This window comes from Bifidobacterium callitrichos DSM 23973, assembly GCF_000741175.1.
In the GTDB taxonomy this organism is placed as follows: domain Bacteria; phylum Actinomycetota; class Actinomycetes; order Actinomycetales; family Bifidobacteriaceae; genus Bifidobacterium; species Bifidobacterium callitrichos.
This window is the reverse complement of sequence record NZ_JGYS01000001.1, coordinates 51,729-75,682: the sequence shown is the minus strand read 5'-3', so window position 1 is coordinate 75,682 and position 23,954 is coordinate 51,729. Positions and strand designations below refer to the sequence as shown.

The following is a 23,954-nucleotide window of genomic DNA, read 5'->3' as shown; positions in this document are numbered from 1 at the left end:
GTATGAACGGTTTGGGGTCTTTACAACCGCTTCAGGATACCGGCACAGTCTGACAGTGGCGGCCGGACCTCCTCCGCGCCGCATCACCTCCCCTTGAACAGGCGGAACAGGCGGGATTCGCGCACGGCGAGCACGCTCACGACGGTTGCGGCGAGGACGCCGGCGAACAGGGCGAGCGGCGAGCGGGCGGCGGCGAGGAGCACCGCCGCCGGATCGGATGGGGAGGCGCGCAGGCAGAGCGCGGCGATCAGCGACAGGCCCGCCGCCGTGGCTCCGCCAGCCCATACGAGGGTCTCGATCAGCGCCGCGAGCAGCTGGTCCGATTTGCGTTGGCCGCAGTGGAGGGCGCCCGCGTATTCCAGACGCCGACGGCGTACGGATGCGACGCCGATGACGAGGCCGACCGCGAGCGCCGCCCAGGGCAGCATGCGGGTCATGCGCGTCTCGTAGAGCGCCGCGGCGTTCCATCCGCGATCGAGGCTTTTGTTGAGCATGGTGGTGCCGGGGAGAGTCTGCGTGGTGGATTTGCCGGCGATGGCGGTCGTGGTGAGCAGCGATTCGACCGCGTCGGTGCGCGGCCACTGCTTGGCCCAGCATTCACTGAACGGCTTGGCGTCGGGCGCCGCGGGGACGACGAGCGCGTAGGCGAAGCGGGTGTCGCGTCCGTCGTTCGGCCAGTCGAAGACACCGGCGACGGGGATGTCGCCGTGGTCGGTCTCGATCGTGACGCCCCTGGCCCAGCCGAAGTCGTGGGCGAGGGTCGTGGAGACCCATACGCCGGTGGGGTCGGCGTCGGCGGCCGCGAGCAGGCCGATCATGCCGGCGGTGACCTCGTATGAGCCGATGCTGCGTCCCGGGGTCGAGCGCGGGGTGATCTGGTCGCCCTCGCGCATGGCGCCCGCGGCCTGCGGACCGCCGTCCGCGTCGACGAGACGGTCGCAGGCGGCGCCGTCGATCACGGAGACGGGGCTGACGATGGTGGTGACGTCCGCCGCGGCCCGGATGCGGGTGACGGCGTCACGCTCCTGGCCGATGACGGCGAGCGCCTCGAACCCGCCGATGAGCGTGCCGGCCACGGCCACGGCGAGGAACCAGACCGCGGCGCGGGCGGCGCCGGAACCGATGTTGCGCATCGCCTCGGAGAGGATGGACGCGAGTCTCATGACGGCTCCTTCCTTAGCCGCGACTGCGTCGTCGCCTCTTCCGGCGCGTAGTCGGCGAGATCGATGACCCGCCTGCAGGCGTCGCGGGTGGCGAGGTCGTGGGTGGCGACGACGACGATCATGCCGTGTCCGGCGAGGTTGCCGAGCACGCCCGAGACGCTGTGGGCGGTGCGCGTGTCCAACTGGGCCGTGGGTTCGTCGACGAGCAGCATGTCCGGGGCCGAGCTGACGGCCCTCGCGAGCATGAGCCGCTGCGCCTCGCCGCCGGAGAGCGCGGCGAACGGGCGGTCGGCGACGGCCCCGAGGTCGAACAGGCCCATCGCCTCCAGCGCCTGCGGCTCCGCCTCACGCCGGCGCAGTCCCCGTGCGAGCAACGGGAAGACGACATGGTCGAGCGCGCTGCGTTCGGCGACGCCGTACGGGTTCTGGAACACCCAGCCGACGCGGTTCACGCCGTCGCGCGTGACCGTGCCGGAGGAGGGTTTCTCCCATCCGGCGAGAATCGACAGCAGCGTGGACTTGCCGCAGCCGCTCGGCCCGCAGATCGCCGTCGTGGTGCCCGCCTCGAGGGTGAACGACAGGTGTTCGAACAGCGTGTCCGTGCCGGGGAACCGGTGGGCGAGGTCGTGGCCGGTCACCCTCGCGGACATGTCAGCCCCCTGATCGCCCCGCCCACCTGCACCGTGGAGGGGCCGGCGGACGGTTCGGAGCCGTCGGCGGGTCTGACGAGACTCACGCCCAGGTCCGCGCCGATCACCGTCACCGGGATCGTTCTGCCGTCGGAGGCGATGCATCCGGTATTGCCGTCGACGCCGAACACGGCGGCGGCCGGCACGCGCATCACGTCGAGAGGCTGCGTCAGGGCCACGGTGGCGTCGATCCCCTGCGCGGACTCCTGCGACGCGGATTGGCCAGATGACTGGCCCGACGACTGGCCCTGCGCGGACTTGGACGACGAGGATTGGGCGAACATCCGGAATTCCGGCGAGGCGGTGACGCGCGCGCAGAACTCCGGGTCGTCGATGCGCGTGGCCCCGGCCTTGAGCACGCCCTGCTGGCCGAAGACGGTGATCGTCCGGTCGGCGTTCTCGGCGGCGCCGTCCCTCAAGCTGATCGCGGTCAGGGCACCGGGGATCCGGCCGATCGGCGTCCCGGCCGTGACCATGGTGCCGGGTACGCCGTTCCAGTCGAAGACGGTCGCCTCGCGCTGTGGCAGCCAGATCACGTCCGCGATGGCGAGGTTGCCATCCAAAGTCGAGGTCACGCCGAGCCCGCGCCACAGGGCCTTGACGGCCTTGACCGTACGCGTCGTGTACCGGTCGGTGTCGGCGGGCGCGCCGAATCCGAGCCGCGCGAGTTCGTCGTTGAACGCGCGCACGTCCCTGCCCTTGTCGCCGTATTTCAGGTCGCGGTAGAGCGGGGTCGCGGTGGCGAGTGCGACGATGGGCCGTTCGTCGACCGCGAGCGCGGCTCTGCCGGAGACGAGCCCCTCGCCGGAATGGTCGGCGGTCACGGTGCCGGACGTGTTGATGAGCACCTGGCGGGAGGCGGAGAGCGTGGGGATGACGCTGATCTGCCTGTTCGCGTCGTAGCGCTGGATGCCGACCGGCGCGCTGGTGACCTCCTTCGCGCTCGACAGTATCGCCGGGTGCCGGTCGGGCAGCAGGAACGCGGCCGCGCCGACGCTGACGGCCGCGGTGAGGATGACGGCGATCAGCAGCCAGGCGACGGGGAACCTGCGGCGCACGGTGCCGTGTGAAGTACCGCGCGGCGTTCCCCGCCCCGTCGACGGCCCCGATGATGCCGATGATGTCTTCGATATCTTCGCCATGATGGCCTCCCCTCCTCGCGCTCGCCCTCGCGTCCGATCGGGCTTCGATCCCGACGTCGGCTTCGGCGTCGTGTCCGATTCCATCGTTCCACGCCGTCCACGCGCACGGTCAGGCGAAGGTCAGGGCGGGGCCGCATACGATGGAAGGTGCACAGGCTGCAAAGCCGTGCGGCACAGGGGTTCTGCAGACAAGGAGGTTGAGATGGGACGACAATCATCGCAAGGAATTGCGCGCATCCCGCGCCTGCTGGCCGCGACGCTGGCCGCGGCGGCGCTGCTCGCGGGGCTCGCGGGCTGCGCGGGGCCGACGAACGGCACGCAGACCGCATCATCCGCATCCGGGGATCACGGTTCGTCGGCGCAGGGGCAGGATTCCCCGCAGCAGGGGCCGGTCTCGACGCTGCGCGACGCCGACGGCAACGGGCGTCTGGCGAGCTCGCTGTCCGCATACATCGACGAGGTGCTCGCCGACCCGTACGTGTCGGACTACGAGCGCCCGTTCCTCGAACAGGCCAAGAAAGAGGGGTGGGTGTCGACGACCATCTATGAGAAGGTCTGGTCGGACTACAAGACGTGCATGGTCGACCACGGCTTCCCGGAGCCGAAGATCGAACGATTCCCGAACGGCATGATGGACATCATGCAACACGCCGTTGGCACCGACGAGCAGGAGGAGCGGTGGCGCGACGCCTACGCCGACTGCTACCTGCGGTTCTCCCATGTGCAGGGACTGTACGGTCAGCAGCAAGGCAACCCAAACCTGTACGCCAACGTCGACGAGGCGGTCGTCGACTGCATGCGGCGCGAGGGCGTGGTGCCCCCGAGCTACACGGTCAAGGACTTCAACGACGGGCAGACCCTGCTCCAGACGGAGGGGTGGACGGACGCGAAGGACAAGCTCGGCTACGATTTCGGTGACGCGCGCGTGCGCGGCTGCAAGGCGGCGCAGGCTGGTCGTCAAGCAGCGCCGACGACCCCGTGGAGTACCTCTGGTAGATCATGGCGGGGATACTGATCGTCGAGGACAACACGGGCATGGCCGCCTCGCTCGACGACGCACTGCGGCATGAGGGCTACCGCATCTGGACGGCCGAAACCGGCGTCGAGGCGCTGGAACTGCTCGCCGCGCACCGGGACGCCATCGACGTGGTCCTGCTCGATCGCGATCTACCGGTCATGTCCGGCGACACGGTGATGACGACGATCCGCGCGCTCGGATTGGACGTGAGCGTGCTCATGGTCACCGCCTCGGCCAGCCCGGAGCAGCGCGTGGAGGGGCTGGACCTCGGCGCCGACGACTACCTGCCCAAACCGTTCGTCTACCGGGAGCTGTCGGCGCGCATCCGCGCCCTGCTGCGCCACGACGCGAGACGCCGCACACCAACAGGGCCCTCCGACGATTCCGGCGCCGTCGCGCAACCGGTCGTCATCGACGACGACCGCCGACTCGCCTACTGGAGAGACACCCCGCTCGACCTGACCGCTCGGGAGTTCGCAGTGCTGCGCCGCATCGTCGAAGCGGACGGCGGATGGGTCACGCTCGACGAACTCATCGCCGCCGCATGGCCGGACGGCACGGCCAGCGCCGGGGCGGCCAAGACGCTCGTCTACACGCTCAGACGCAAGCTCGAGGCCGCCGGCGGCAAGGGCGCCATCGTCTCGGCGCGAGGGAAGGGATACCGGCTGCCATGAACCATCCGTCCAGCCTGACTGACCCGTCCAGCCCGTCCAGCCCGTCCGACCCATCCGATCCGTCCCGCCCGTCCGGAAAACGCCGGTTCCATCTACGCCCGCGCACCTTCCGCGGCAAGCTCGCGCTCGCCATCGGCCTGCTGGTGGCGGTGTTCCTCGGGATCGCCCTGGCGTTGCAGACCATGCTGTTCGGCCGCATCTACGACCGGTCGTCCTACCGGCTGTATCAGGTGGCCAGCGGCGGAACGCTGCCCACGCCCGACGGCGGCGAACTGTATGTGTCCTCCACCGGCTGCTACTACACCGACTACGCCGTGGGCTGCGGGCCGATGACGCCGGGGTCGATCATGGAGATCAGCGACTCGGACATGCGCGGGCCCATGATGCAGGGCGCCATGTGGTTCTCGCTGGCGCTGTTCGCAGGGTTCGCCGTGCTGGCGATGGTCGCGGCGTGGTTCATCTCCCGCAGACTGGCCGGACGCATCTCCTCGCTGGGCGCGCAGATGCGACGGCTCGACCCAGCGGCCACCGGCGAGCGCGTGTCGATCGCCGGCTCGGACGAGGTGGCGTCGCTGGCCGGCGACGTGAACGCGATGCTCACTCGCATCGAGCAGGCGGCGGTCACTCAGCGGCAGTTCATCGCGAACGCCTCGCACGAGCTGCGCACACCGATCGCGGTGATCGGAACCAGTCTGGACGCCCCGCTCGCGCAGGGGCGGTTCGCGGCGGACGTGGAGCCGGCGGTGCGCCGGGCGTTGGAGGCGGACCGGAACGCGGCCGACCTGGTGGAGGGGCTACTGGCGCTGTCGCGCGTGCAGAGCATGGCGTTGCATCCGGGCGATGAGCGACCGCCCGAGACGTCGCTCGGTGAGGTTGTGGAGCACGCGCTGGATGCCTCGTGGGACGCGATCGACGAACGCGGCCTCGACGTGCGCTGCGGCATCGACCCCGCGCCGACGGTGCATGCGGACCCGACGATGCTGGCCTTGCTGGCGGGCAACCTCATCCGCAACGCCGTGGTGCACAACGTGGACCGCGGCGACATCGAAGTCGACGTGCGGCGCATTGACGGCGGGGGCGTCGAGCTGTCCGTCACCAACAGCACGGAGGCGGAGGAGGCTGCGGAGTCGGCGGACGGGCACGATCTGGATGATCTGCTGATCCCGTTCCATCGCGGGAGGGCGTCCCGACTCGAGAACCGGCCCGGCAACGGACTGGGCCTGTCGATCGTCAGGGAGATCGCGGATCTTTACCATGCCGAGCTGCGACTCGCCAGACCCACGCCGGGCCGATTCGGCGTGTCTGTGCGATTTTGTAACAACCATGTCCGTATCGGCGCGTAGTTTCGGAAGACAACAAACGAAATGCAGGGGAACCCGCACCACTAGGCGGGTTGAGATGGGCGATGGCCCGACCCTTTGAACCTGTTGGTTAAGACCAGCGTAGGGAGCAGTGAATATGAGCGATGTTTCGCCATCCATCCGCAACGAACGCGGTATCGATTCCACTTATGACGGCTGTGGCGACGACGACGGCGATCTCGCCGACCTGCGCGACCGCATCCGAACCGCCGTCGAACAGGTGAGGGCCACCCGCCCGCTGGCGCAGTCGTTCACCAACTTCGTGACGATCAACCTCGTGGCCAACGCCCAGCTCGCGGCCGGCGGCGCCGCGGCGATGAGCTTCCTGCCCGACGACGTGATCGACACGGCGCCGATCTCCGGCGCGGACTACATCAACGTGGGCACGCTGCTGCCGTTCTACAAGGACGCGCTGCCCAAGATCGCACGCGCCTTCCACAAGACCGGGCACAAGTGGGTGCTCGATCCGGTGGCCGCAGGCATCGGCCGCACCCGCACCGAGATCCTGCGCGCCTTCCGCGCCACTCCCCCGACCATCGTGCGTGGCAACGCCTCCGAGATCATCGCCCTTGCCGACATGTGGGGTCTGTCGGCCGACGCCGAACCCGGCAACCAGCCCGCCACCCGCCCGGCCGGCGCCGAGGCCGTCGACGAGGTCGACGCGGCCGTCGAACCAGCCAGACGTCTGGCGCAGTTCCTCGCCGCCTCCGCCCCGGACAAGACGGCCGCCGTGGCCGTCTCCGGCAAGGTCGATCTCGTCACCGACGGACGGACCGTCTACCGGCTGCCCGGCGGCAGCGCGATGATGACGAAGATCACCGGCGCCGGCTGTTCGCTCGGCGGCGTGACCGCCACCTATCTCGCCGTAGCCGACCCGCTGACCGCCGCGCTGGCGGCGAGCGCCCTGTACGACCGCGCCGGCGAGATCGCCGAGACGCAGTCCAACGGCCCCGGCTCGTTCCAGGTCGCCTTCCTCGACGCCCTGTGGAACGTGACCGCCGATCAGGTGGCCGCCTCCGAGATCCACATGTTCTGACACTTCCACCAACAACCAAAGGAACAAATCAATGAACAACGAATACCCATACGCGTCGATGCGCGACAGCTTCGACCTGTCCGCGTACTTCGTGGTCGGCCCGGAGGACTGCAAGGGCCGACCGCTGACCGACGTGGTCGATCAGGCCCTCACCGGCGGCGCGACCTTCATCCAGCTTCGCGCCAAGAAGGCCGACGCCTCCGAGCTGACGACGATGGCGCAGGACATCGCGCAGATCATCGAGGACAACGGCAAGTCCGACTCCGTGGCCTTCGTGATCGACGACCGTGCCGACGTGGTGTGGCAGGCCCGCCGCAAGGGTATCAAGGTCGACGGCGTGCACATCGGACAGACCGATATGGAGCCGCGCGAGGCCCGCGCCCTGCTGGGCGACGAGGCGATCGTGGGTCTGTCCGCCGAGACCGAGTCGCTGGTGCGTCTCATCAACGAGCTGCCCGACGGCTGCATCGACTACATCGGCGCCGGCCCGCTGCACGTCTCCACCACCAAGCCGGAGGCCTCCGTGGGCGGCAACGACGGCTCCGGCAAGACCCTGGACGCCAAGCAGATCAACACGATCTGCGCAGCCTCCGAATTCCCGGTGGTCGTCGGCGGCGGCGTGACCGCCGACGACATGGCCATGCTGGCCGGCACGAAGGCGGCCGGCTGGTTCGCGGTGTCCGCGATCGCCGGTGCCGAGAACCCCGAGGAGGCCACCCGTGCGATGGTCGAGGGCTGGAAGGCCGTGCGCGGGGACGCGAAGCACGGCTACGCACCGCGCATCGTCACCCACACCCCGGCCGTCGACACGCAGGCCGCCCAGGAGGGCGCCGCACAGCCGGGCGCCGAGGCCACCGAAAAGAAGTTCACCAACGCCAAGGAGGCCAAGGAGGCGCAGAAGCTCGCCAAGCAGCAGCGCGTCGACATCGCCGCCCGAGGCTCCAAGCAGCGCGACAAGGCGCACATCCGCAAGACGAAGTCCGTGCCGTTCTCCTACGAGTACGGTTCGTACGATCTCGAGGTGCCGTACACCGAGATCAAGCTGTCCGACACCCCCGGCGTGGGCCCGAACCCGCCGTTCCACGACTACAACACCGAAGGCCCCAAGTGCGATCCGAAGGAGGGCTTGAAGCCCCTGCGCATCGACTGGATCCGCGACCGCGGCGACGTCGAGGAGTACGAGGGCCGCCGCCGCAACCTCGAGGATGACGGCAAGCGCGCCATCAAGCGCGGCCGCGCCAGCAAGGAATGGCGTGGACGCAAGCACCAGCCGATGCGCGCCAAGGACCACCCGATCACCCAGATGTGGTACGCCCGCCACGGCATCGTCACCCCGGAGATGCAGTACGTGGCCACCCGCGAGAACTGCGACGTGGAGCTCGTGCGCTCCGAGCTCGCCGCGGGCCGTGCGGTCATGCCGTGCAACATCAACCACCCGGAGGCCGAGCCGATGATCATCGGCTCCCGGTTCCTCACCAAGCTCAACGCGAACATGGGCAACTCGGCCGTCACCTCGTCCATCGACGAAGAGGTGGAGAAGCTCACATGGGCCACCAAGTGGGGCGCCGACACCGTGATGGATCTGTCCACCGGCAACGACATCCACACCACCCGCGAGTGGATCTTGCGCAACTCCCCCGTGCCGATCGGCACCGTGCCGATGTACCAGGCTCTCGAGAAGGTCGAGGACGACGCCTCCAAGCTCAGCTGGGAACTGTTCCGCGACACCGTGATCGAACAGTGCGAGCAGGGCGTCGACTACATGACGATCCATGCCGGCGTGCTGCTGCGCTACGTGCCGCTGACCGCCAACCGCGTCACCGGCATCGTCTCGCGCGGTGGCTCGATCATGGCCGACTGGTGCCTGCGCCACCATCAGGAGAGCTTCCTGTACACGCACTTCGACGAGCTGTGCGACATCTTCGCCAAGTACGACGTCGCGTTCTCGCTGGGCGACGGCCTTCGCCCCGGCTGCCTTGCGGACGCCAACGACGCGGCCCAGCTCTCCGAGCTGATGACCCTGGGCGAGCTCACCGAACGCGCCTGGGCCAAGGACGTGCAGGTCATGATCGAGGGCCCGGGCCACGTGCCGTTCGACACGGTGCGCATGAACATCGAGCTCGAGAAGGCCGTGTGCAAGGGCGCCCCGTTCTACACGCTCGGCCCCCTGACGACCGATACCGCCCCCGGCTACGACCACATCACCTCCGCGATCGGCGCCACCGAGATCGGCCGCTACGGCACCGCCATGCTGTGCTACGTGACCCCGAAGGAGCACCTGGGCCTGCCGAACAAGGACGACGTCAAGCAGGGCGTGATCGCGTACAAGATCGCCGCCCACGCCGCCGACATCGCCAAGCACCACCCGCACGCGCAGGACCGTGACGACGCGATCTCGAAGGCCCGCTTCGAGTTCCGCTGGCTCGACCAGTTCAACCTCTCCTACGATCCGGACACCGCGATCGCGTTCCACGACGACACGCTGCCCGCCGAGCCGGCCAAGATGGCGCACTTCTGCTCGATGTGCGGCCCGAAGTTCTGCTCGATGGCCATCTCGCAGAACATCCGCAAGGCGTTCGGCGGCGAGGCCGCGCAGCAGCAGATCGTCAAGGAGGCGATCGCCGGCGTGACCCCGACCACGACCCCGAACGTCGTCAACGACGACACCGTCGTGTCCGCGAACGTGCTGAGCCCGGAGGAGATCCGCGCCGGCATGAACGCGATGAGCGAGAAGTACACCGCCCAGGGCGGCAAGCTGTACTCCACCGCCACCGAGTGATATCTACCGAGTGATATCTCGGGTGACGTCCCGATGAGCCCCTCGCATGCGAGGGGCTCATCTGCGTTTTCAGGGCATCCGGTGTGCGTGCAGCTCCGGTCTGCGTTCGACGCGTGCGAACGCGGTGGCAAGGTCGGCCGCGCGAATCGCGCCGCGGCGGTCCTTGGCGGCGACGAGCGCGGCCTCGGTCCAGATCGCGCACACCTCGGCGCCACTCCATCCTTCGGTGCGCCGCGCGATGTCCGCGAGCGGCAGTTCCCCCTCGGTGGCGAGCGCGCGTGCCTGCACTTGAAGGATCGAAAGCCTGTCGTGTTCGCTCGGCATCGGGAACGGGATCTGCCAGTCGAAGCGTCCCGGGCGCAGTAGGGCGGGGTCCACGTCCTCGATGCGGTTCGTGGCGGCGACGACCACCACGTTGCCCTTGGATTCGAAGCCGTCCATCAGGGTGAGCAGCTGGGCGACGAGCCGCTTGCCGACGCCGTTCGTGTCGGTGTCGCGCGACGAGGCGATCGAGTCGATCTCGTCGAAGAAGATGATCGCACGCCGGTCGGCCTGCGCGGCGGCGAAGATCATGCGCAGCGTCTCCTCGCTGTCGCCCACGTATTTGCTCACGATCGTCGGACCGGAGACGAGGTAGAACTGGGCGTCGGCCACGTTGGCGATGATGCGCGCCAGATGCGTCTTGCCGGTGCCGGGCGCGCCGGTGAAGATCACGCCCTTGATGGGTTTGGCGCCGATCGCGCGCATCTGCTCGCTGTTGCCCAGCTGGGTTTCGATGAGCTCCTTGGCGCGGGTGATGACCTGTTCGTAGCCGCCGAACGAGTCGAAGGTGAGCGTGGGATCGGCACCGGGGGTGATCCGGTACTGCTTGATGTCGTCATCGTGGTCGGATTCGCCGGGACGGATGGCCGTGGGCCACAGCACGCGTTCGATGCCGAACAGGTCGGTGAACTCCACGGTGTTGCCGGGCATGATGTTGAGCGGGTAATCGCCCTCCAGCAGTTCCAGACCGTCGGAGGTCTCCAATACCACGCAGTCGTCCAATGCGCGGCGCACGATGCCGACGCGCGGTTTGACCGGCCACACGTCCGCCGGCACCTTCGTGTAGAAGTCCTCGCCGACGAGCAGGACGTCGCCGACGTCGAACACCTCCTGACGGGGGAACGTGAGCTGCGTGGTGTGCCCGTTCGGCATCACCGCGTAGTAGGCGACGCGTCCCTCGTCGAATCCGGTGATGCGCGCCAGAACGCCATCGCGCCGCAGCACGTCGTTGCCGGCCATAATTCCTCCCGTCCCTTATGTCGAACCTCTCGCGGAACCTTCCCCATCACACCATAGGAACGGCGAATAATCAAGGAAAAACCGCGTGATATTCCGGCCTTCGACTACTAGACTTGGAGGCTATGGCACAACATACGACAACCCTTCCCCCAGTACTCGCGATCTCCGGTTCGGACTCGTCCGGCGGGGCCGGCATGCAGGCCGATCTCAAGACCATGCTCGCCAACGGCGTGTTCGGCATGAGCGCGATCACCGCGTTGACCGCGCAGAACACCACCGGCGTGCGTTCCATCCAGGACACCGAGCCCAAGATCCTCGCCGATCAGATCGATGCCGTGTTCGAGGACATTCCGCCGCTCGCCGTCAAGATCGGCATGGTCTCGGCCACCGACATCATCGACGTGATCGCCGACCGTCTGACCTTCCATCACGCGAGGAACGTGGTGCTTGATCCGGTGATGGTCGCGACCTCCGGCGCGAAGCTCATCAGCGACGACGCGATCGCCGCCCTGACCTCGAAGCTGTTCCCGCTGGCGACCGTGATCACGCCGAACATCCCCGAAACGCAGGTGCTGTCCGATATGGAGATCACCGACGCTGATTCGATGGAGCGTGCGGCGAAGACGCTGACCGAACGCTATGGCTGCGCGGCGCTCGTCAAGGGCGGCCATCACACGAACGATGCGAACGACGTGCTGGCCGAAGCGGATGGCACGATCACCTGGTTCGAGGGCAGGCGCGTCGACAATCCGAACACGCACGGCACCGGCTGCACGCTGAGCTCGGCGATCGCGGCGAATCTCGCGAAGGGCGAGACGCTGCCCGAGGCGATCCGCCATGCCAAGGAGTATCTGACCGGCGCGTTGAACGCGATGCTCGATCTTGGTCAGGGTTCCGGCCCGATGGACCACGCATGGGCATGGAGGTGAATCGATCATGACGACAAGCATGCCGCAGGATTCCACCACTCCCGACGCCACGCTCAACACCGTGTCGGACCGCAATGCGATCAGGCAGGAGGTGCCGGTCAATCCCGAAACCGGCAAGCCGTATCTCAATACGGTGGCCGCCATCCAGGTGTCGGTGACGGGTACCGGCTCCGAGGTCTCCCCGTACGTCGCGCAGGCGATCTCGGTGATTCGCGACTCCGGTCTGCCGCAGGAGACCAACGCGCTGTTCACCGACGTCGAGGGCGATCTGGACGACATCCTGCACGTGGCGGGCGAGGCCGCCAAGAAGCTCGCCGAACAGGGCTATCGCACGAGTCTCGTGCTGCACATGGATATCCGCCCCGGATTCACCGGACAGCTGACGGAGAAGCCGAAGCTGGCCGACGAGATCATCGCGCGGCAGAAGGAGTAGACAAAGGGCGCTTGCTGCTTGCTTCCCCGAAGATAGTGAAGGGGCTTCCTCGTCGAGAGGAAGCCCCTTCACTATCTCATACAGAGCGTTTCATTGCCTTGTCAGGCGTTGGCGCCGTACTCCTTGGCGATGACGTTCCACAGATCGTCGGCGGCCTTCTGCACGTTGTCGTTGACGATCGTCACATCGAACTCGTTTTCGGCGGCGAGCTCGACGTGCGCGGTCTCCAGACGACGCTTGCGCTGTTCCTCGGTCTCGGTGCCACGGCCGGTCAGACGACGCACCAGCTCGTCGAAGCTCGGCGGGGCGATGAACACGGTCATCACCTCGAGACCAAGTTCGGCGGCCTTCTGCTTGACGCGGCGCGCACCCTGCAGGTCGATCTCGAGGATCGTCGGGGTGCCGACGGACAGGTGGTCCACCAGAGGCTTGAGCGGCGTGCCGTAGTGGGCCAGACCGTGCACGAGCGCGGTCTCAAGGAACTCCCCCGCCTTCTCCTTGGCGGCGAACTCCTCCTCGCTCATGAACCAGTAGTTGACGCCGTTGACCTCGCCGGGGCGGGGGTCACGCGTGGTGGCGGAGACGGACACCCACACCTCGGGGTGCTTCTTGCGCAGCGCCACCTCGACGGTGCCCTTGCCGACGCCGGCGGGGCCGGTCAGCACGAGCAGACGGCTGCCGTGCAGCACGGCAGCGTCATCGATCTGCGTATCGGTTTCGACGGTACTGGTCGAGGCCGGCGCGGATGCGCTCTGCGTTGCGGTGCCGGTCGTATCGGCGGCAGCGGTTTCGGCGGTGTCGGAGGATGCGGAAGTATCGGTCACGGATTGTGCTCCTTGCTTGTCGGCGGTGTCGGCGGCGTTTGCGCCCAGATCGATCACCGTGGAAGAGGACTTCTCCCCCTCCGGTTCTTCGTGCCTATCACCGATTCGGGTGGCCTCGAGCAGCGCCTGACGCACATCCAGCGCGATCGCCTCGGTCGCCTCGGACAGCGCGGAGATGTCCGGGCCGTGGGAGGCAATGAAGCGGGAGACCGTCACCAGCACGTTGCCCTTGGTGCCCTTGAACACGGTGCGCAGGTCCTTGGCCTCGGCACCCTGCCAGCCGTATCCCGGAGACAGGATCGGTCCGGTGAAGCGGGCCGGGTCGACGCCGGTCTCGTTGATCCACTGGCCGATGGTCGCGCCGATGATCAGGCCCACGGAACCCATACCGTCGATGTCGGCGTTGTGCTTCTGCGCGGTGGTCGCGATGCCGTAGGCCACGGTCTTGCCCGCATAGTCGCCGGTCTGACGGATGGCGCTTTGCAGGCTCTTGCCCTCCTCGTTGGAGGTCAGGGAGGCGATGAACACGCCGCGACCATTGTCGAGCGCCTCATCGATCAGCCCCTGCAGCGATCGAGCGCCGTAGTACGGCAGCAGGGTGATCGCGTCGGCGCGCAGCGGCGCTTCGGGCTTGAAGTAGGCGTCGGCGATGGCCGAGATCGTGGTCGGCAGGCCGCCGTGCAGGCAGTCGACGATCGTAATGACGTCCATCTGCCGTGCCGCGTACAGCACGCGTTCCAGCGCCGCGAATCCCTTCGAACCGTACCGTTCGAACATCGGCAGCTGGAACTTGACGGCGGCGGCGCGGCCATTCACAGCCTGCAGCATGCGCATGGAGTACATTTCCGCGCCGTCGGCGTCAACGCTGTAGCCCCAATCGGTCAGGAGCTTTCGGTGTGGGTCGATACCCACGCACAACGGACCGTACTTGTCCATCGAGTTGCGTAGGCGCAGACCGAAGTCCGAGCGCCTTGCAAGTTGTTCCTTATCCTGTTCCTCTTGGGTGCTGGCGTTCATCGCGGTTCCTTTCGTTTGGTGTGAACCTGATATGTGTGAACCTTGGGGAATTCTGTGTTTAGAAATCCTTGCTTTCCAATTCGAACAACTGCTTGGAATGATCCTGGATGCTCATGATCTGGTAATCGTTGCGCTTGACCGCCTCGATGGCCAGGAGCACCGCGGAAAACTCGGTGATGGTGGTGAACTGCGGCAGGTCGGCGGCGATGGCGGCGGCTCGGATGGAGTAGCCGTCGGAGCGCGATCCGCGCGAGTTCGGGGTGTTGAGGATCATGTCGATCTTGCCCTCTTCGATGAGCTCGACGACGTTCTTGCCGACGGAGCCCTCGGCGTGCATGACCTTCACCGGGGATTCCGGATCGGAATCCACACGGGTGGAGATCTTGTCGACGATCTTCGACTCGATGCCGTAGCGACGCAGCACGGAGGCGGTGCCCTCGGTGGCCCAGATGGTGAATCCGAGCTCCTCGAGACGCACGGCCATCAGCGGCAGCTGGCGCTTGTCGGCGTCGTTGACGGAGATGAACACGTTGCCGTGGGTCGGCAGGCCGCCCTCGTACGCCGCGAGCTGGCTCTTGGCGAACGCGTGCGGGAAGTCGCGGTCGAAGCCCATGACCTCGCCGGTGGAGCGCATCTCGGGTCCGAGCAGGATGTCGACGGTCTTGCCGACCGGCGTGCGGAAGCGCTTAAACGGCAGGACGGACTCCTTGACCGCCACCTGCTGGCCGCGGTGCATGACGCCGCCGTCGCCCTTGGGCAACAGCAGGCCGTTGGCGCGCTGGTCGGCGATGGTCTCCCCCGCCATGATGCGCGCGGCGGCCTTGGCCAGCGCCACGCCGGTGGCCTTGGAGGCGAACGGCACGGTGCGCGAGGCGCGCGGGTTGGCCTCGATGACGTACAGCGTGTTGGCCATGAAGGCATACTGCACGTTGATCAGGCCCTTGACGTCGCAGCCCTTGGCGATGGCGTAGGTGCCCTCCCTAAGGCGGCGGATCTGGTCGTCGGAGAGGGTGGACGGCGGCAGGGTGCACGCGGCGTCGCCGGAGTGCACGCCGGCCTCCTCGATGTGCTCCATGATGCCGCCGATGTACAGATCCTTGCCGTCGAACAGCGCGTCGACGTCGATCTCGATGGCGTCCTGCAGGAACTTGTCGATGAGCAGCGGGGAGGGCAGACGTCCGGAGACGACCGTGTCCGCCTTGGCCTCGGCCAGGGCGCGGTCGACGTACTTCTCCAGCTGGGCGTCGTCGTAGACGATCTCCATGCCACGGCCACCGAGCACGTAGGACGGACGCACGAGCACCGGGTAGCCGATGTTGTGCGCGGCCTCCTGCGCCTCCTCGAGGCTCAGGGCGGTGCCGTAGCGCGGCGCGTTCATCCTGGCCTTCTTGAGGACCTCGCCGAACAGCTCGCGGTTTTCGGCCAAATCAATGGCCTCCGGTGTGGTGCCGAGGATCGGCACGCCGGCGGCCTTGAGGCGCGCGGCAAGCGAGAGCGGCGTCTGGCCGCCGAGCTGGACGATGACGCCCTTGACCGGTCCCATCCTCTTCTCGGCCTCGTAGATCTCGAGCACGTCCTCGAAGGTGAGCGGCTCGAAGTACAGGCGATCGGAGATGTCGTAGTCGGTGGAGACGGTCTCCGGGTTGCAGTTGACCATGATCGTGTCATAGTCCTTGCCGAGCTCCTGCACCGCGTGCACGCAGGTGTAGTCGAACTCGATGCCCTGACCGATGCGGTTCGGGCCGGAGCCGAGGATGATCACGGCCTCGCGCTCGCGCGGCTTGACCTCGCTCTCGTCCGCGTAGCAGGAGTAGTAGTACGGCGTGGCCGCGTCGAACTCGGCGGCGCAGGTGTCGACCGTCTTGTACACGGGCTTGAGACCGTAGGTCCAGCGCAGCTCGCGAATCGTGTTCTCGCCCTCGTCGCCGAGACCGCGCAGATGGGCGATCTGCAGGTCGGACAGGCCGGCGAGCTTGGCGCGGCGCAGCAGTTTGCGGGTCAGCGTCTCAGCCTCGTGCACGGCCTGGGCGGTCTCGTTGATGAGCGTGAGCTGCTTCAAGAACCACGGATCGATCTTGGTTGCCTCGAACAGCTGCTCGATGGTGGCGCCGCCCCAGATGGCGCGCATGAGCTGCAGGTAGCGCTGCTCGGTGGGCACGTGGATGGCCTTGAGCAGCTCGTCGACCTCCTCGGCGGTCGGCTTGTCGCCGTCCCAGCTGAAGCCCATGTGACGCTTGTCGATGGAGCGCATGGCCTTGCCGAGGGACTCCTGGAAGTTGCCGGCCAGTGCCATGGTCTCGCCGACGGACTTCATCGAGGTGGTCAGAGTGGGGTCGGCGCCCGGGAACTTCTCGAACGCGAAGCGCGGCACCTTGGTGACCACATAGTCGATGGTCGGCTCGAAGGAGGCGGGCGTCGACTGGGTGATGTCGTTGCGGATCTCGTCGAGCGTGTAACCGAGGGCCAGCTTGGTGGCGATCTTGGCGATCGGGAAGCCGGTGGCCTTCGACGCGAGCGCGGAGGAGCGCGAAACGCGCGGGTTCATCTCGATGACGATGATGCGGCCCGTCTCGGGGTGCACGGCGAACTGGATGTTGCAGCCGCCGGTGTCGACGCCGACGCCGCGGATGATCGCGATGCCGATGTCACGCAGCTTCTGGTACTCGCGGTCGGTGAGCGTGAAGCAGGGGGCCACGGTGATGGAGTCGCCGGTGTGGACGCCGACCGGGTCGACGTTCTCGATCGGGCAGACGACCACGACGTTGTCCTTGCGGTCGCGCATGAGCTCGAGCTCGAATTCCTTCCAGCCCTCGATACCCTCTTCGATCAGGACCTCATCGGTCGGCGAATAGTGGATGCCGGCGCCGGCGATGCGGTGCAGCTCCTCCTCGTTGTGGGCGATGCCGGAGCCGAGGCCACCCATCGTGAAGCTCGGGCGAACGACCAGCGGGTAGCCGAACCTTTCGGCGATGCGGTCGACCTCCTCGAGGCTGTGGGCGATGTCGCTTCGCGCCGACTCGGCGCCGGCCTCCTCGACGACCTTCTTGAACAACTCACGGTCCTCACCGCGGTCGATGGCCTCGAGGGAGGCGCCGATCAGCTCGACGTTGTACTTCTTAAGCACGCCGGCCTCGCCGAGGGCCATCGCGGCGTTGAGCGCCGTCTGGCCACCGAGGGTCGGCAGCAGCGCGTCGGGACGCTCCTTGGCGATGATCTGCTCGAGGATCGGCGTGGCGATCGGCTCGATGTAGGTGGCGTCGGCCATCTCCGGATCGGTCATGATGGTGGCCGGGTTGGAGTTGACGAGGATGACGCGGATGCCTTCCTCCTTGAGGACGCGGCATGCCTGAGTGCCCGAGTAATCGAACTCCGCGGCCTGACCGATCACGATCGGGCCGGATCCGATGACCATCACGGATTTGATGTCGGTGCGCTTCGGCATATCACTTACCTTCCTTGGAGTTGGCGCGCTCGTCGCGCGGATTGTTCTTCATGAGCTCGCAGAATCGGTCGAACAGATAGGCGGCGTCGTGCGGGCCGGCGGCGGCCTCCGGGTGATACTGCACGGAGAACGCGGGGATGTCCACGCACTGCAGGCCCTCGACCACATCGTCGTTGAGATCGATGTGGCTGACGAACACCTTGCCGTACCTGCCGTTCTCGAACGGGGCGTCGACCATCTCACCGATCGGCGCGTCGACGGCGAAGCCGTGGTTGTGGGCGGTGATCTCGATCTTGCCGGTGGTCATGTCCTTGACCGGCTGGTTGACGCCACGGTGGCCGAACTTGAGCTTGTAGGTGCCGAAGCCGAGCGCACGGCCGAGCAGCTGGTTGCCGAAGCAGATGCCGAAGAACGGGTAGCCCGCGTCGAGCACCTGACGCAGCAGCTCGACCTCCGGTCCGGCCTGCTCCGGATCGCCCGGGCCGTTGGAGAAGAAGACACCATCCGGGTTGAGCTCCTCGATCTGGCTGAACGTGATGGTGGACGGCACGACGTGCACGCGGCATCCGCGCTCGGCCATGCGGTGCGGGGTCATCGCCTTGATGCCGAGGTCCACGGCGGCGACGGTGTACAGCGGCTCCTTGCCCTCGAACTCGCCGCACGGCTCGATGGTGTAGGTCTCCTTGGTGGAGACCTCGTCGTACAGGCTCAGTCCCTGCATCTGCGGGGTCTGCCTGACCTGTTCGAGCAGCTCGTCGATCTCCTTGAGATGGCCGTTGCCGTCCAGCAGGGCGTCGCCGGAGAAGATGCCGGCGCGCATGACGCCGGCGGAGCGCAGATGGCGCACCAGCTTGCGGGTGTCGATATCGGCAAGGCCGACGATGCCGTTGGCGACGAGATCATCGTCCAGGCTGCCGTCGGCACGCCAGTTGCTCACGTTCGGGGAGGGATCGCGCACGACGTATCCGGCGACCCAGATGCGCGAGGACTCCGGGTCCTCATGGTTCACGCCGGTGTCGCCGATGTGGGGGAAGGTCTGCACCACGATCTGACGGTCGTAGCTCGGGTCGGTGAGCGTCTCCTGGTATCCGGTCATACCCGTGTTGAACACGATCTCGCCCGTGGTAGCACCTCGGGCACCGTAGGGCTCTCCCACATACACCTGCCCATCCTCCAACACAAGGACAGCATCGTCCTTGCCATAGTTCGCGTTCTCGCTCACCAAAACCCCCTTTTCTACTCGGGTATTCGTAACTTAGGTTATCGGCCAGCACAGACTCACACGCGGGTGGAAACACGTGTCAATCCAAAGCCTCGCTGGCGTAAGGCGTGTTCGCGGAACCGTTCCGTTCCGTTCACAAAAACGCCTCCCGTATTGCGGGGAGGCGTTGAAGGGAAAATCAGTCGATCGGCTTTTCCTTAGCCGTGCAGATGGCGGACAGCAGTCCGTGGATGAATGCGGGGGAATCGTCGTCGCACAACGTCTTGGCGAGCGACAGCGCCTCGTCGATGGCGACCTTGTCCGGCACGTCATCGTTGAAGAGGATCTCCCAGGTGGCGATACGCAGAATGTTGCGATCGACCACGCCCATACGCTTGACCTTCCACCCGGTGGAATGCGTATCCAGGGTGGCGTCGATCTCATCCAGATGCTCGGCGACGCCGCGGACGATCTCGATGGCGTATTCAGGCAGCGGCGTCTGCGCGCCGGGGGTCTGGATGCGTTCCTCAAGCAGGGACAGGATGTCCTGTCCCTTCTCGTCCGCTTCGTACAACGTGTTCAGAGCCCTCTTACGGGCGGTGGAACGTGCCATGAGCTTCTCAAGTCCTTTGCTTAGCTGTTGCCTGCTTGGTTACCGTATCGACTGGTTGTATCGAGTTTCCCGTTGGGAGAACCGATCCGTGGGAATCAGTTCTCGCGACCCAGGTAGGAGCCGTCCTCGGTGTTGACCTTGACCTTCTCGCCCTCGTTGATGAACAGCGGGACCTGGATCTCGGCACCGGTCTCGACGGTGGCCGGCTTGGTGCCCGCGTTGGAGCGGTTGCCCTGCAGGCCCGGCTCGGTGTGGGTGATGGTCAGGACCACGGAGGCCGGCAGCTCGACGTTCAGCGGAGTGCCGTCGTGGAAGGAGACGACGCAGTCGGTGCCTTCGAGCAGGAACTTGGTGTCGACGAGGGCCTTCGGCACATAGATCTGGTCGTAGGTTTCCATGTCCATGAAGACGAGGCTGTCACCGTCCTCGTAGGAGTACTGCAGGTTGCGGTTGTCGACGGTCTCGAACTCGATCTTCATGCCCGCGTTGAAGGTCTTGTCGACGATCTTGCCGGAGAGGACGTTCTTGATGGTGGTGCGCACGAAGGCAGGGCCCTTGCCCGGCTTGACGTGCTGGAACTTCAGGACGGTCCACAGCTGGCCGTCAAGGTTCAAAACGGAACCGTTCTTGATGTCATTGGTAGTCTGTGCCACAGTTACTCACCTATTTTCAAATTCAAACTTCTAGGGCTGGGGCGATGCGCCCAAAATTTGCCTTGGCAATTATGCCACAACGTATATACAGTGGCGTGGCGCGCCTCACGACCGATGGCGCATGCCCCGTGCAATACGATCTCTGATATGGAAAATCCCCCTCCGAGATTGCTCTCGAAGGGGGATCTCCTAGAACGCTAGTTCAAGCGTGTCGATGATCGAACCGATGATAATCAGTCGATGATCTTGGTGACACGGCCCGAGCCGACGGTGTGGCCACCCTCACGCACAGCGAAGGTCAGGCCCTCCTCCATAGCGATCGGCTGGATCAGCTCGACCGTGAAGGTCGCGTGATCGCCCGGCTGAACCATCTCGACGCCTTCCGGCAGCTCGATGACGCCGGTGACGTCGGTGGTGCGGAAGTAGAACTGCGGACGGTAGTTGGAGAAGAACGGCGAGTGACGGCCACCCTCATCCTTGGTCAGGACGTAGACCTCACCCTCGAACTTGGTGTGCGGGGTGACGGAGCCCGGAGCGGCCACGACCTGGCCACGCTCGACGTCCGTACGGCCGAGACCACGCAGCAGCAGACCGGTGTTGTCGCCGGCCTCGCAGGCGTCCATCGTCTTGTGGAAGGTCTCGATGGAGGTCACGGTGGTGTTCTGGGTCGGACGGATGCCGACGATCTCGACCGGGGAGTTGACGGCCAGCTGGCCACGCTCGACACGGCCGGTGACGACGGTACCACGACCGGAGATGGTGAAGACATCCTCGATCGGCATCAGGAACGGCTTGTCCAGGTCGTGGACCGGGGTCGGGATGTACTCGTCGACGGCGTCCATGAGCTTCTTGATCTGCTCGACCCAGTGCTCGTGATCCGGAGCGTCGTCGTGCAGAGCGCCGTAGGCGGACACGTGGATGACCGGGCAGTCACGATCGAAGCCGTTCTCGTCGAGCAGGTCACGAACCTCTTCCTCGACGAGCTCGATGAGCTCCTCATCCTCGACCATATCGCACTTGTTCAGAGCGACCAGGATCTTCGGGACGCCGACCTGACGGGCGAGCAGCACGTGCTCGCGGGTCTGGGCCATCGGGCCATCGGTGGCGGCGACCACGAGGATGGCGCCATCCATCTGGGCGGCACCGGTGATCATGTTCTTCACGAAGTCGGCGTGGCCCGGGCAGTCCACGTGAGCGTAGTGGCGCTTCGCGGTCTGGTACTCGATGTGGGAGATGTTGATCGTGATACCACGAGCAGCCTCTTCCGGAGCGGAGTCGATCTGGTTGAAGTCGTACTCGGTGTTGAGATCCGGGTACTCCTCGTACAGAACCTTGGAGATGGCCGCGGTCAGCGTGGTCTTACCGTGATCGACGTGGCCGATCGTACCAATGTTAACGTGCGGCTTAGTACGCTCGTACTTTTCCTTTGCCATTACTTTGTCCTCCTGGACGTTTCGTAGGTTTACTGGGTTTCTGGGTTTCGTGCCACATTGAGAAGTCAGAACCCAGTCAGCGGTACACGATATTACCGCTGACTGGAGACTGACCGCAAATCAACGTAGCCACGCGTGTCACTCGCCGCGCTGGGCCTTGATGATCTCGTCGGAGACGTTCTTCGGGACCTCGGCGTAGGAATCCATCTGCATGGAGAACATGGCGCGGCCCTGAGTCTTGGAACGCAGATCACCGATGTAGCCGAACATCTCGGACAGCGGGACCTTGGCGTCGATGACCTTAACGCCGGTGGCGTCGGTCATGGACTGGATGTTGCCACGACGCTGGTTCAGATCGCCGATGACCTCGCCCATGTAGTCCTCAGGCGTACGGACCTCGACGGCCATGATCGGCTCGAGGATGACCGGCTTGGCCTTCGGAGCGGCCTCCTTGAAGCACATGGAGCCTGCGAGCTTGAAGGCCATCTCGGAGGAATCGACCGGGTGCATCTGGCCGTCGGTGACGGTGGCCTTGACGCCCACGACCGGGAAGCCGGCCAGAACACCGGACTCCATGGCCTCCTTGACGCCGGCCTCGATGGACGGGATGAACTCCTGGGAGATGTGACCGCCGGTGACGGCGTTCTCGAACTCGAAGGTCTTGCCCTCGGTGGTGTCGAGCGGCTCGAAGTTCATCAGGACCTTTGCGAACTGGCCGGAACCACCGGTCTGCTTCTTGTGCGTGTAGCCCTGATCCATGACGGCCTTGCGGATGGTCTCGCGGTAGGCGACCTGCGGCTTGCCCTGGTTGCACTCGACCTTGAACTCGCGACGCATACGGTCGACGATGATGTCGAGCTGGAGCTCGCCCATGCCGGCGATCAGGGTCTGGCCGGACTCCTCGTCCGTGGTGACCTGGAAGGTCGGATCCTCTTCGGCCAGCTTGGCCAGAGCGATGCCCATCTTCTCCTGATCGGCCTTGGTCTTCGGCTCGACGGCCACCTGGATGACCGGCTCCGGGAAGGTCATGGAGTCGAGGGTGATCGGGGCGTCGATGGCGCACAGGGTGTCACCGGTGGTGACGTTCTTGAGGCCAACGAAGGTGTAGATGTTGCCGGCCTCGGCGGCATCCACCGGGTTCTCCTTGTCGGCGTGCATCTGGAAGATCTTGCCGACGCGTTCCTTCTTCTCACGGGTGGAGTCGAGGACGGAGTCGCCCGGCTTGACAACGCCGGAGTAGACGCGCACGAACACGAGCTTGCCGTAGAACGGGTGGGTGGAGATCTTGAAGACCAGCGCGGAGAACGGATCGTCGATGGTGGGGTGACGGTCAATCTCGACGGACTCGTCGCCGGGCTTGTAGCCCTTGATGGCCGGCACGTCCTCCGGGGACGGCAGGTAGTCGATGACGCCGTCCAGCATCGGCTGAACGCCCTTATCCTTGAACGCGGAACCGCAGAAGACCGGGAAGGCACGCTTGGAGATGGTCAGCTCGCGGATACCGGCGCGGATCTCCTCCTTGGAGAGGTCGCCCTCCTCGAAGAACTTGTCCATCAGCTCGTCGTTCGCCTCGGCGGCGGCCTCGACCAGCTTCTCGTGGTACTCCTGAGCCTTCTCCGCGTACTCCTCCGGGATCGGGTCCATGTTGTAGTGGGCACCCAGCTCGTCGCCGGTGTTCCAGTCGTAGGCCTTCATCTCGACCAGATCGATGACGCCGGTGAAGTCGCTCTCGGCACCCATCGGCAGCTGCATGACGATCGGGTTGGCGCCCAGCTTCTCCTTGATGGTGTCCACCGAGTAGTAGAAGTTCGCGCCCAGCTTATCCATCTTGTTGATGAAGCAGATACGCGGAACGCCGTACTTGTCGGCCTGACGCCACACGGTCTCGGACTGGGGCTCCACGCCCTCCTTGCCGTCGAAGACGGCGACAGCACCATCGAGCACGCGCAGGGAGCGCTCGACCTCGGCCGTGAAGTCCACGTGGCCGGGGGTGTCGATGATGTTGATCTGGAACTTGTCCTCGGTGTCGTGCGTCTGACGGTTCCAGAAGCAGGTGGTGGCGGCGGACTGAATGGTGATGCCGCGCTCCTGCTCCTGCTCCATGAAGTCCATCGTCGCGGCGCCATCATGCACCTCGCCGATCTTGTAGCTCTTGCCGGTGTAGTACAGAATACGCTCGGTGGTGGTGGTCTTACCGGCATCGATGTGAGCCATGATACCGATGTTGCGGATCATGTGAAGATCCGAAAGGACGTCTAGCGCCATG

Annotated in this window: 18 protein-coding genes, 1 pseudogene and 1 riboswitch; of the genes and pseudogenes, 7 read left to right on the top strand and 12 right to left on the bottom strand. The window is 65.9% G+C overall.

From position 1 onward, the window contains the following. Nucleotides 1–83: 83 nt before the first annotated feature. From BCAL_RS00340 to BCAL_RS00330, 3 genes are read right to left on the bottom strand one after another with little or no spacing between them, the layout of a single operon-like run. A complete protein-coding gene (locus BCAL_RS00340; protein WP_043167162.1) occupies nt 84–1,163 on the bottom strand; it encodes a hypothetical protein in 1,080 nt (359 codons plus the stop codon). After that, nucleotides 1,160–1,813 (bottom strand): ABC transporter ATP-binding protein, encoded by a 654-nt coding sequence (locus BCAL_RS00335; protein WP_043167160.1) that lies wholly within the window; start codon nt 1,811–1,813, stop codon nt 1,160–1,162. The genes BCAL_RS00340 and BCAL_RS00335 overlap by 4 nt, the downstream gene beginning before the upstream one ends. Further along, complete coding sequence (locus tag BCAL_RS00330) at nt 1,798–2,994, bottom strand: peptidoglycan-binding domain-containing protein (RefSeq protein ID WP_043167158.1); 1,197 nt, start codon at nt 2,992–2,994, stop codon at nt 1,798–1,800. The genes BCAL_RS00335 and BCAL_RS00330 overlap by 16 nt, the downstream gene beginning before the upstream one ends. Before the next feature lie 202 nt (nt 2,995–3,196). Here BCAL_RS00330 and BCAL_RS00325 point away from each other — a divergent pair, with 202 nt between their 5' ends. The 5 genes from BCAL_RS00325 to thiC all read left to right on the top strand — a co-directional run bounded on the left by BCAL_RS00325 (nt 3,197) and on the right by thiC (nt 9,862). Next, a complete protein-coding gene (locus BCAL_RS00325; protein ID WP_043259948.1) occupies nt 3,197–4,009 on the top strand; it encodes a hypothetical protein in 813 nt (270 codons plus the stop codon). After that, nucleotides 3,994–4,686, top strand: a complete 693-nt coding sequence (locus BCAL_RS00320; RefSeq protein WP_043167154.1) for a response regulator transcription factor — start codon at nt 3,994–3,996, stop codon at nt 4,684–4,686. The genes BCAL_RS00325 and BCAL_RS00320 overlap by 16 nt, the downstream gene beginning before the upstream one ends. After that, the gene (locus BCAL_RS11985; protein WP_052119272.1) at nt 4,683–6,029 is read left to right on the top strand and encodes a sensor histidine kinase; all 1,347 of its coding nucleotides are present in this window, start codon (nt 4,683–4,685) and stop codon (nt 6,027–6,029) included. Before BCAL_RS00320 ends, BCAL_RS11985 begins: the two co-directional genes overlap by 4 nt. 15 nt (nt 6,030–6,044) lie before the next feature. Next, nucleotides 6,045–6,152, top strand: a riboswitch (TPP riboswitch). Continuing rightward, entirely contained in the window at nt 6,145–7,083 is a 939-nt protein-coding gene (gene thiM / locus BCAL_RS00310) for a hydroxyethylthiazole kinase (protein WP_081887150.1), read from the top strand. (Overlaps the previous riboswitch by 8 nt.) A gap of 31 nt (nt 7,084–7,114) precedes the next feature. Next, nucleotides 7,115–9,862, top strand: coding sequence for a phosphomethylpyrimidine synthase ThiC (thiC, locus tag BCAL_RS00305; RefSeq protein ID WP_043167152.1), 2,748 nt, complete (start codon nt 7,115–7,117; stop codon nt 9,860–9,862). Between the two features lie 69 nt (nt 9,863–9,931). Here the strand turns inward: thiC and BCAL_RS00300 are convergent, their stop codons facing one another. Further along, nucleotides 9,932–11,143, bottom strand: coding sequence for an ATP-binding protein (locus tag BCAL_RS00300; RefSeq protein ID WP_043167150.1), 1,212 nt, complete (start codon nt 11,141–11,143; stop codon nt 9,932–9,934). Between the two features lie 122 nt (nt 11,144–11,265). Here BCAL_RS00300 and thiD point away from each other — a divergent pair, with 122 nt between their 5' ends. Next, the gene (thiD, locus tag BCAL_RS00295; protein ID WP_043167148.1) at nt 11,266–12,072 is read left to right on the top strand and encodes a bifunctional hydroxymethylpyrimidine kinase/phosphomethylpyrimidine kinase; all 807 of its coding nucleotides are present in this window, start codon (nt 11,266–11,268) and stop codon (nt 12,070–12,072) included. Nucleotides 12,073–12,079: 7 nt separating this feature from the next. Then, nucleotides 12,080–12,505: a thiamine-binding protein gene (locus BCAL_RS00290; RefSeq protein ID WP_238549564.1), complete on the top strand. Its 426-nt coding sequence runs from the start codon at nt 12,080–12,082 to the stop codon at nt 12,503–12,505. A gap of 101 nt (nt 12,506–12,606) precedes the next feature. Here BCAL_RS00290 and gmk read toward each other — a convergent pair whose 3' ends face one another. The 8 genes and pseudogenes from gmk to fusA form a co-directional block, all read right to left on the bottom strand. Continuing rightward, on the bottom strand, nt 12,607–13,194 hold the full coding sequence (gene gmk / locus BCAL_RS12970) for a guanylate kinase (RefSeq protein ID WP_420796798.1): 588 nt from the start codon (nt 13,192–13,194) through the stop codon (nt 12,607–12,609). Between the two features lie 222 nt (nt 13,195–13,416). After that, a pseudogene (gene pyrF / locus BCAL_RS12965) lies at nt 13,417–14,265 on the bottom strand (orotidine-5'-phosphate decarboxylase); the annotation flags it as partial. 139 nt (nt 14,266–14,404) lie between these two features. Continuing rightward, nucleotides 14,405–17,788, bottom strand: coding sequence for a carbamoyl-phosphate synthase large subunit (gene carB, locus BCAL_RS00280; protein ID WP_043167147.1), 3,384 nt, complete (start codon nt 17,786–17,788; stop codon nt 14,405–14,407). A gap of 1 nt (nt 17,789) precedes the next feature. Beyond that, nucleotides 17,790–19,010: a glutamine-hydrolyzing carbamoyl-phosphate synthase small subunit gene (gene carA / locus BCAL_RS00275; RefSeq protein WP_238549563.1), complete on the bottom strand. Its 1,221-nt coding sequence runs from the start codon at nt 19,008–19,010 to the stop codon at nt 17,790–17,792. Between the two features lie 178 nt (nt 19,011–19,188). Further along, nucleotides 19,189–19,602: a transcription antitermination factor NusB gene (gene nusB / locus BCAL_RS00270; protein ID WP_043167145.1), complete on the bottom strand. Its 414-nt coding sequence runs from the start codon at nt 19,600–19,602 to the stop codon at nt 19,189–19,191. 95 nt (nt 19,603–19,697) lie between these two features. Beyond that, a complete protein-coding gene (gene efp / locus BCAL_RS00265; protein ID WP_043167144.1) occupies nt 19,698–20,255 on the bottom strand; it encodes an elongation factor P in 558 nt (185 codons plus the stop codon). A gap of 233 nt (nt 20,256–20,488) precedes the next feature. Beyond that, complete coding sequence (tuf, locus tag BCAL_RS00260) at nt 20,489–21,688, bottom strand: elongation factor Tu (RefSeq protein ID WP_043167142.1); 1,200 nt, start codon at nt 21,686–21,688, stop codon at nt 20,489–20,491. A gap of 138 nt (nt 21,689–21,826) precedes the next feature. After that, nucleotides 21,827–23,953: an elongation factor G gene (gene fusA / locus BCAL_RS00255; protein ID WP_043167140.1), complete on the bottom strand. Its 2,127-nt coding sequence runs from the start codon at nt 23,951–23,953 to the stop codon at nt 21,827–21,829. Between the last annotated feature and the right edge of the window lies 1 nt (nt 23,954).

Bases quoted from the DNA above. Each gene is read 5' to 3' on its own strand.
- BCAL_RS00325 (WP_043259948.1), top strand. From the start codon at position 3,197: ATGGGACGACAATCATCGCAAGGAATTGCGCGCATCCCGCGCCTGCTG.
- BCAL_RS00300 (WP_043167150.1), bottom strand. From the start codon at position 11,143: ATGGCCGGCAACGACGTGCTGCGGCGCGATGGCGTTCTGGCGCGCATC.
- thiD (WP_043167148.1), top strand. From the start codon at position 11,266: ATGGCACAACATACGACAACCCTTCCCCCAGTACTCGCGATCTCCGGT.
- nusB (WP_043167145.1), bottom strand. From the start codon at position 19,602: ATGGCACGTTCCACCGCCCGTAAGAGGGCTCTGAACACGTTGTACGAA.
- fusA (WP_043167140.1), bottom strand. From the start codon at position 23,953: ATGGCGCTAGACGTCCTTTCGGATCTTCACATGATCCGCAACATCGGT.
- BCAL_RS00330 (WP_043167158.1), bottom strand. From the start codon at position 2,994: ATGGCGAAGATATCGAAGACATCATCGGCATCATCGGGGCCGTCGACG.
- thiC (WP_043167152.1), top strand. From the start codon at position 7,115: ATGAACAACGAATACCCATACGCGTCGATGCGCGACAGCTTCGACCTG.
- BCAL_RS11985 (WP_052119272.1), top strand. From the start codon at position 4,683: ATGAACCATCCGTCCAGCCTGACTGACCCGTCCAGCCCGTCCAGCCCG.
- BCAL_RS00290 (WP_238549564.1), top strand. From the start codon at position 12,080: ATGACGACAAGCATGCCGCAGGATTCCACCACTCCCGACGCCACGCTC.
- thiM (WP_081887150.1), top strand. From the start codon at position 6,145: ATGAGCGATGTTTCGCCATCCATCCGCAACGAACGCGGTATCGATTCC.
- BCAL_RS00320 (WP_043167154.1), top strand. From the start codon at position 3,994: ATGGCGGGGATACTGATCGTCGAGGACAACACGGGCATGGCCGCCTCG.
- tuf (WP_043167142.1), bottom strand. From the start codon at position 21,688: ATGGCAAAGGAAAAGTACGAGCGTACTAAGCCGCACGTTAACATTGGT.
- BCAL_RS00340 (WP_043167162.1), bottom strand. From the start codon at position 1,163: ATGAGACTCGCGTCCATCCTCTCCGAGGCGATGCGCAACATCGGTTCC.
- carB (WP_043167147.1), bottom strand. From the start codon at position 17,788: ATGCCGAAGCGCACCGACATCAAATCCGTGATGGTCATCGGATCCGGC.
- BCAL_RS00335 (WP_043167160.1), bottom strand. From the start codon at position 1,813: ATGTCCGCGAGGGTGACCGGCCACGACCTCGCCCACCGGTTCCCCGGC.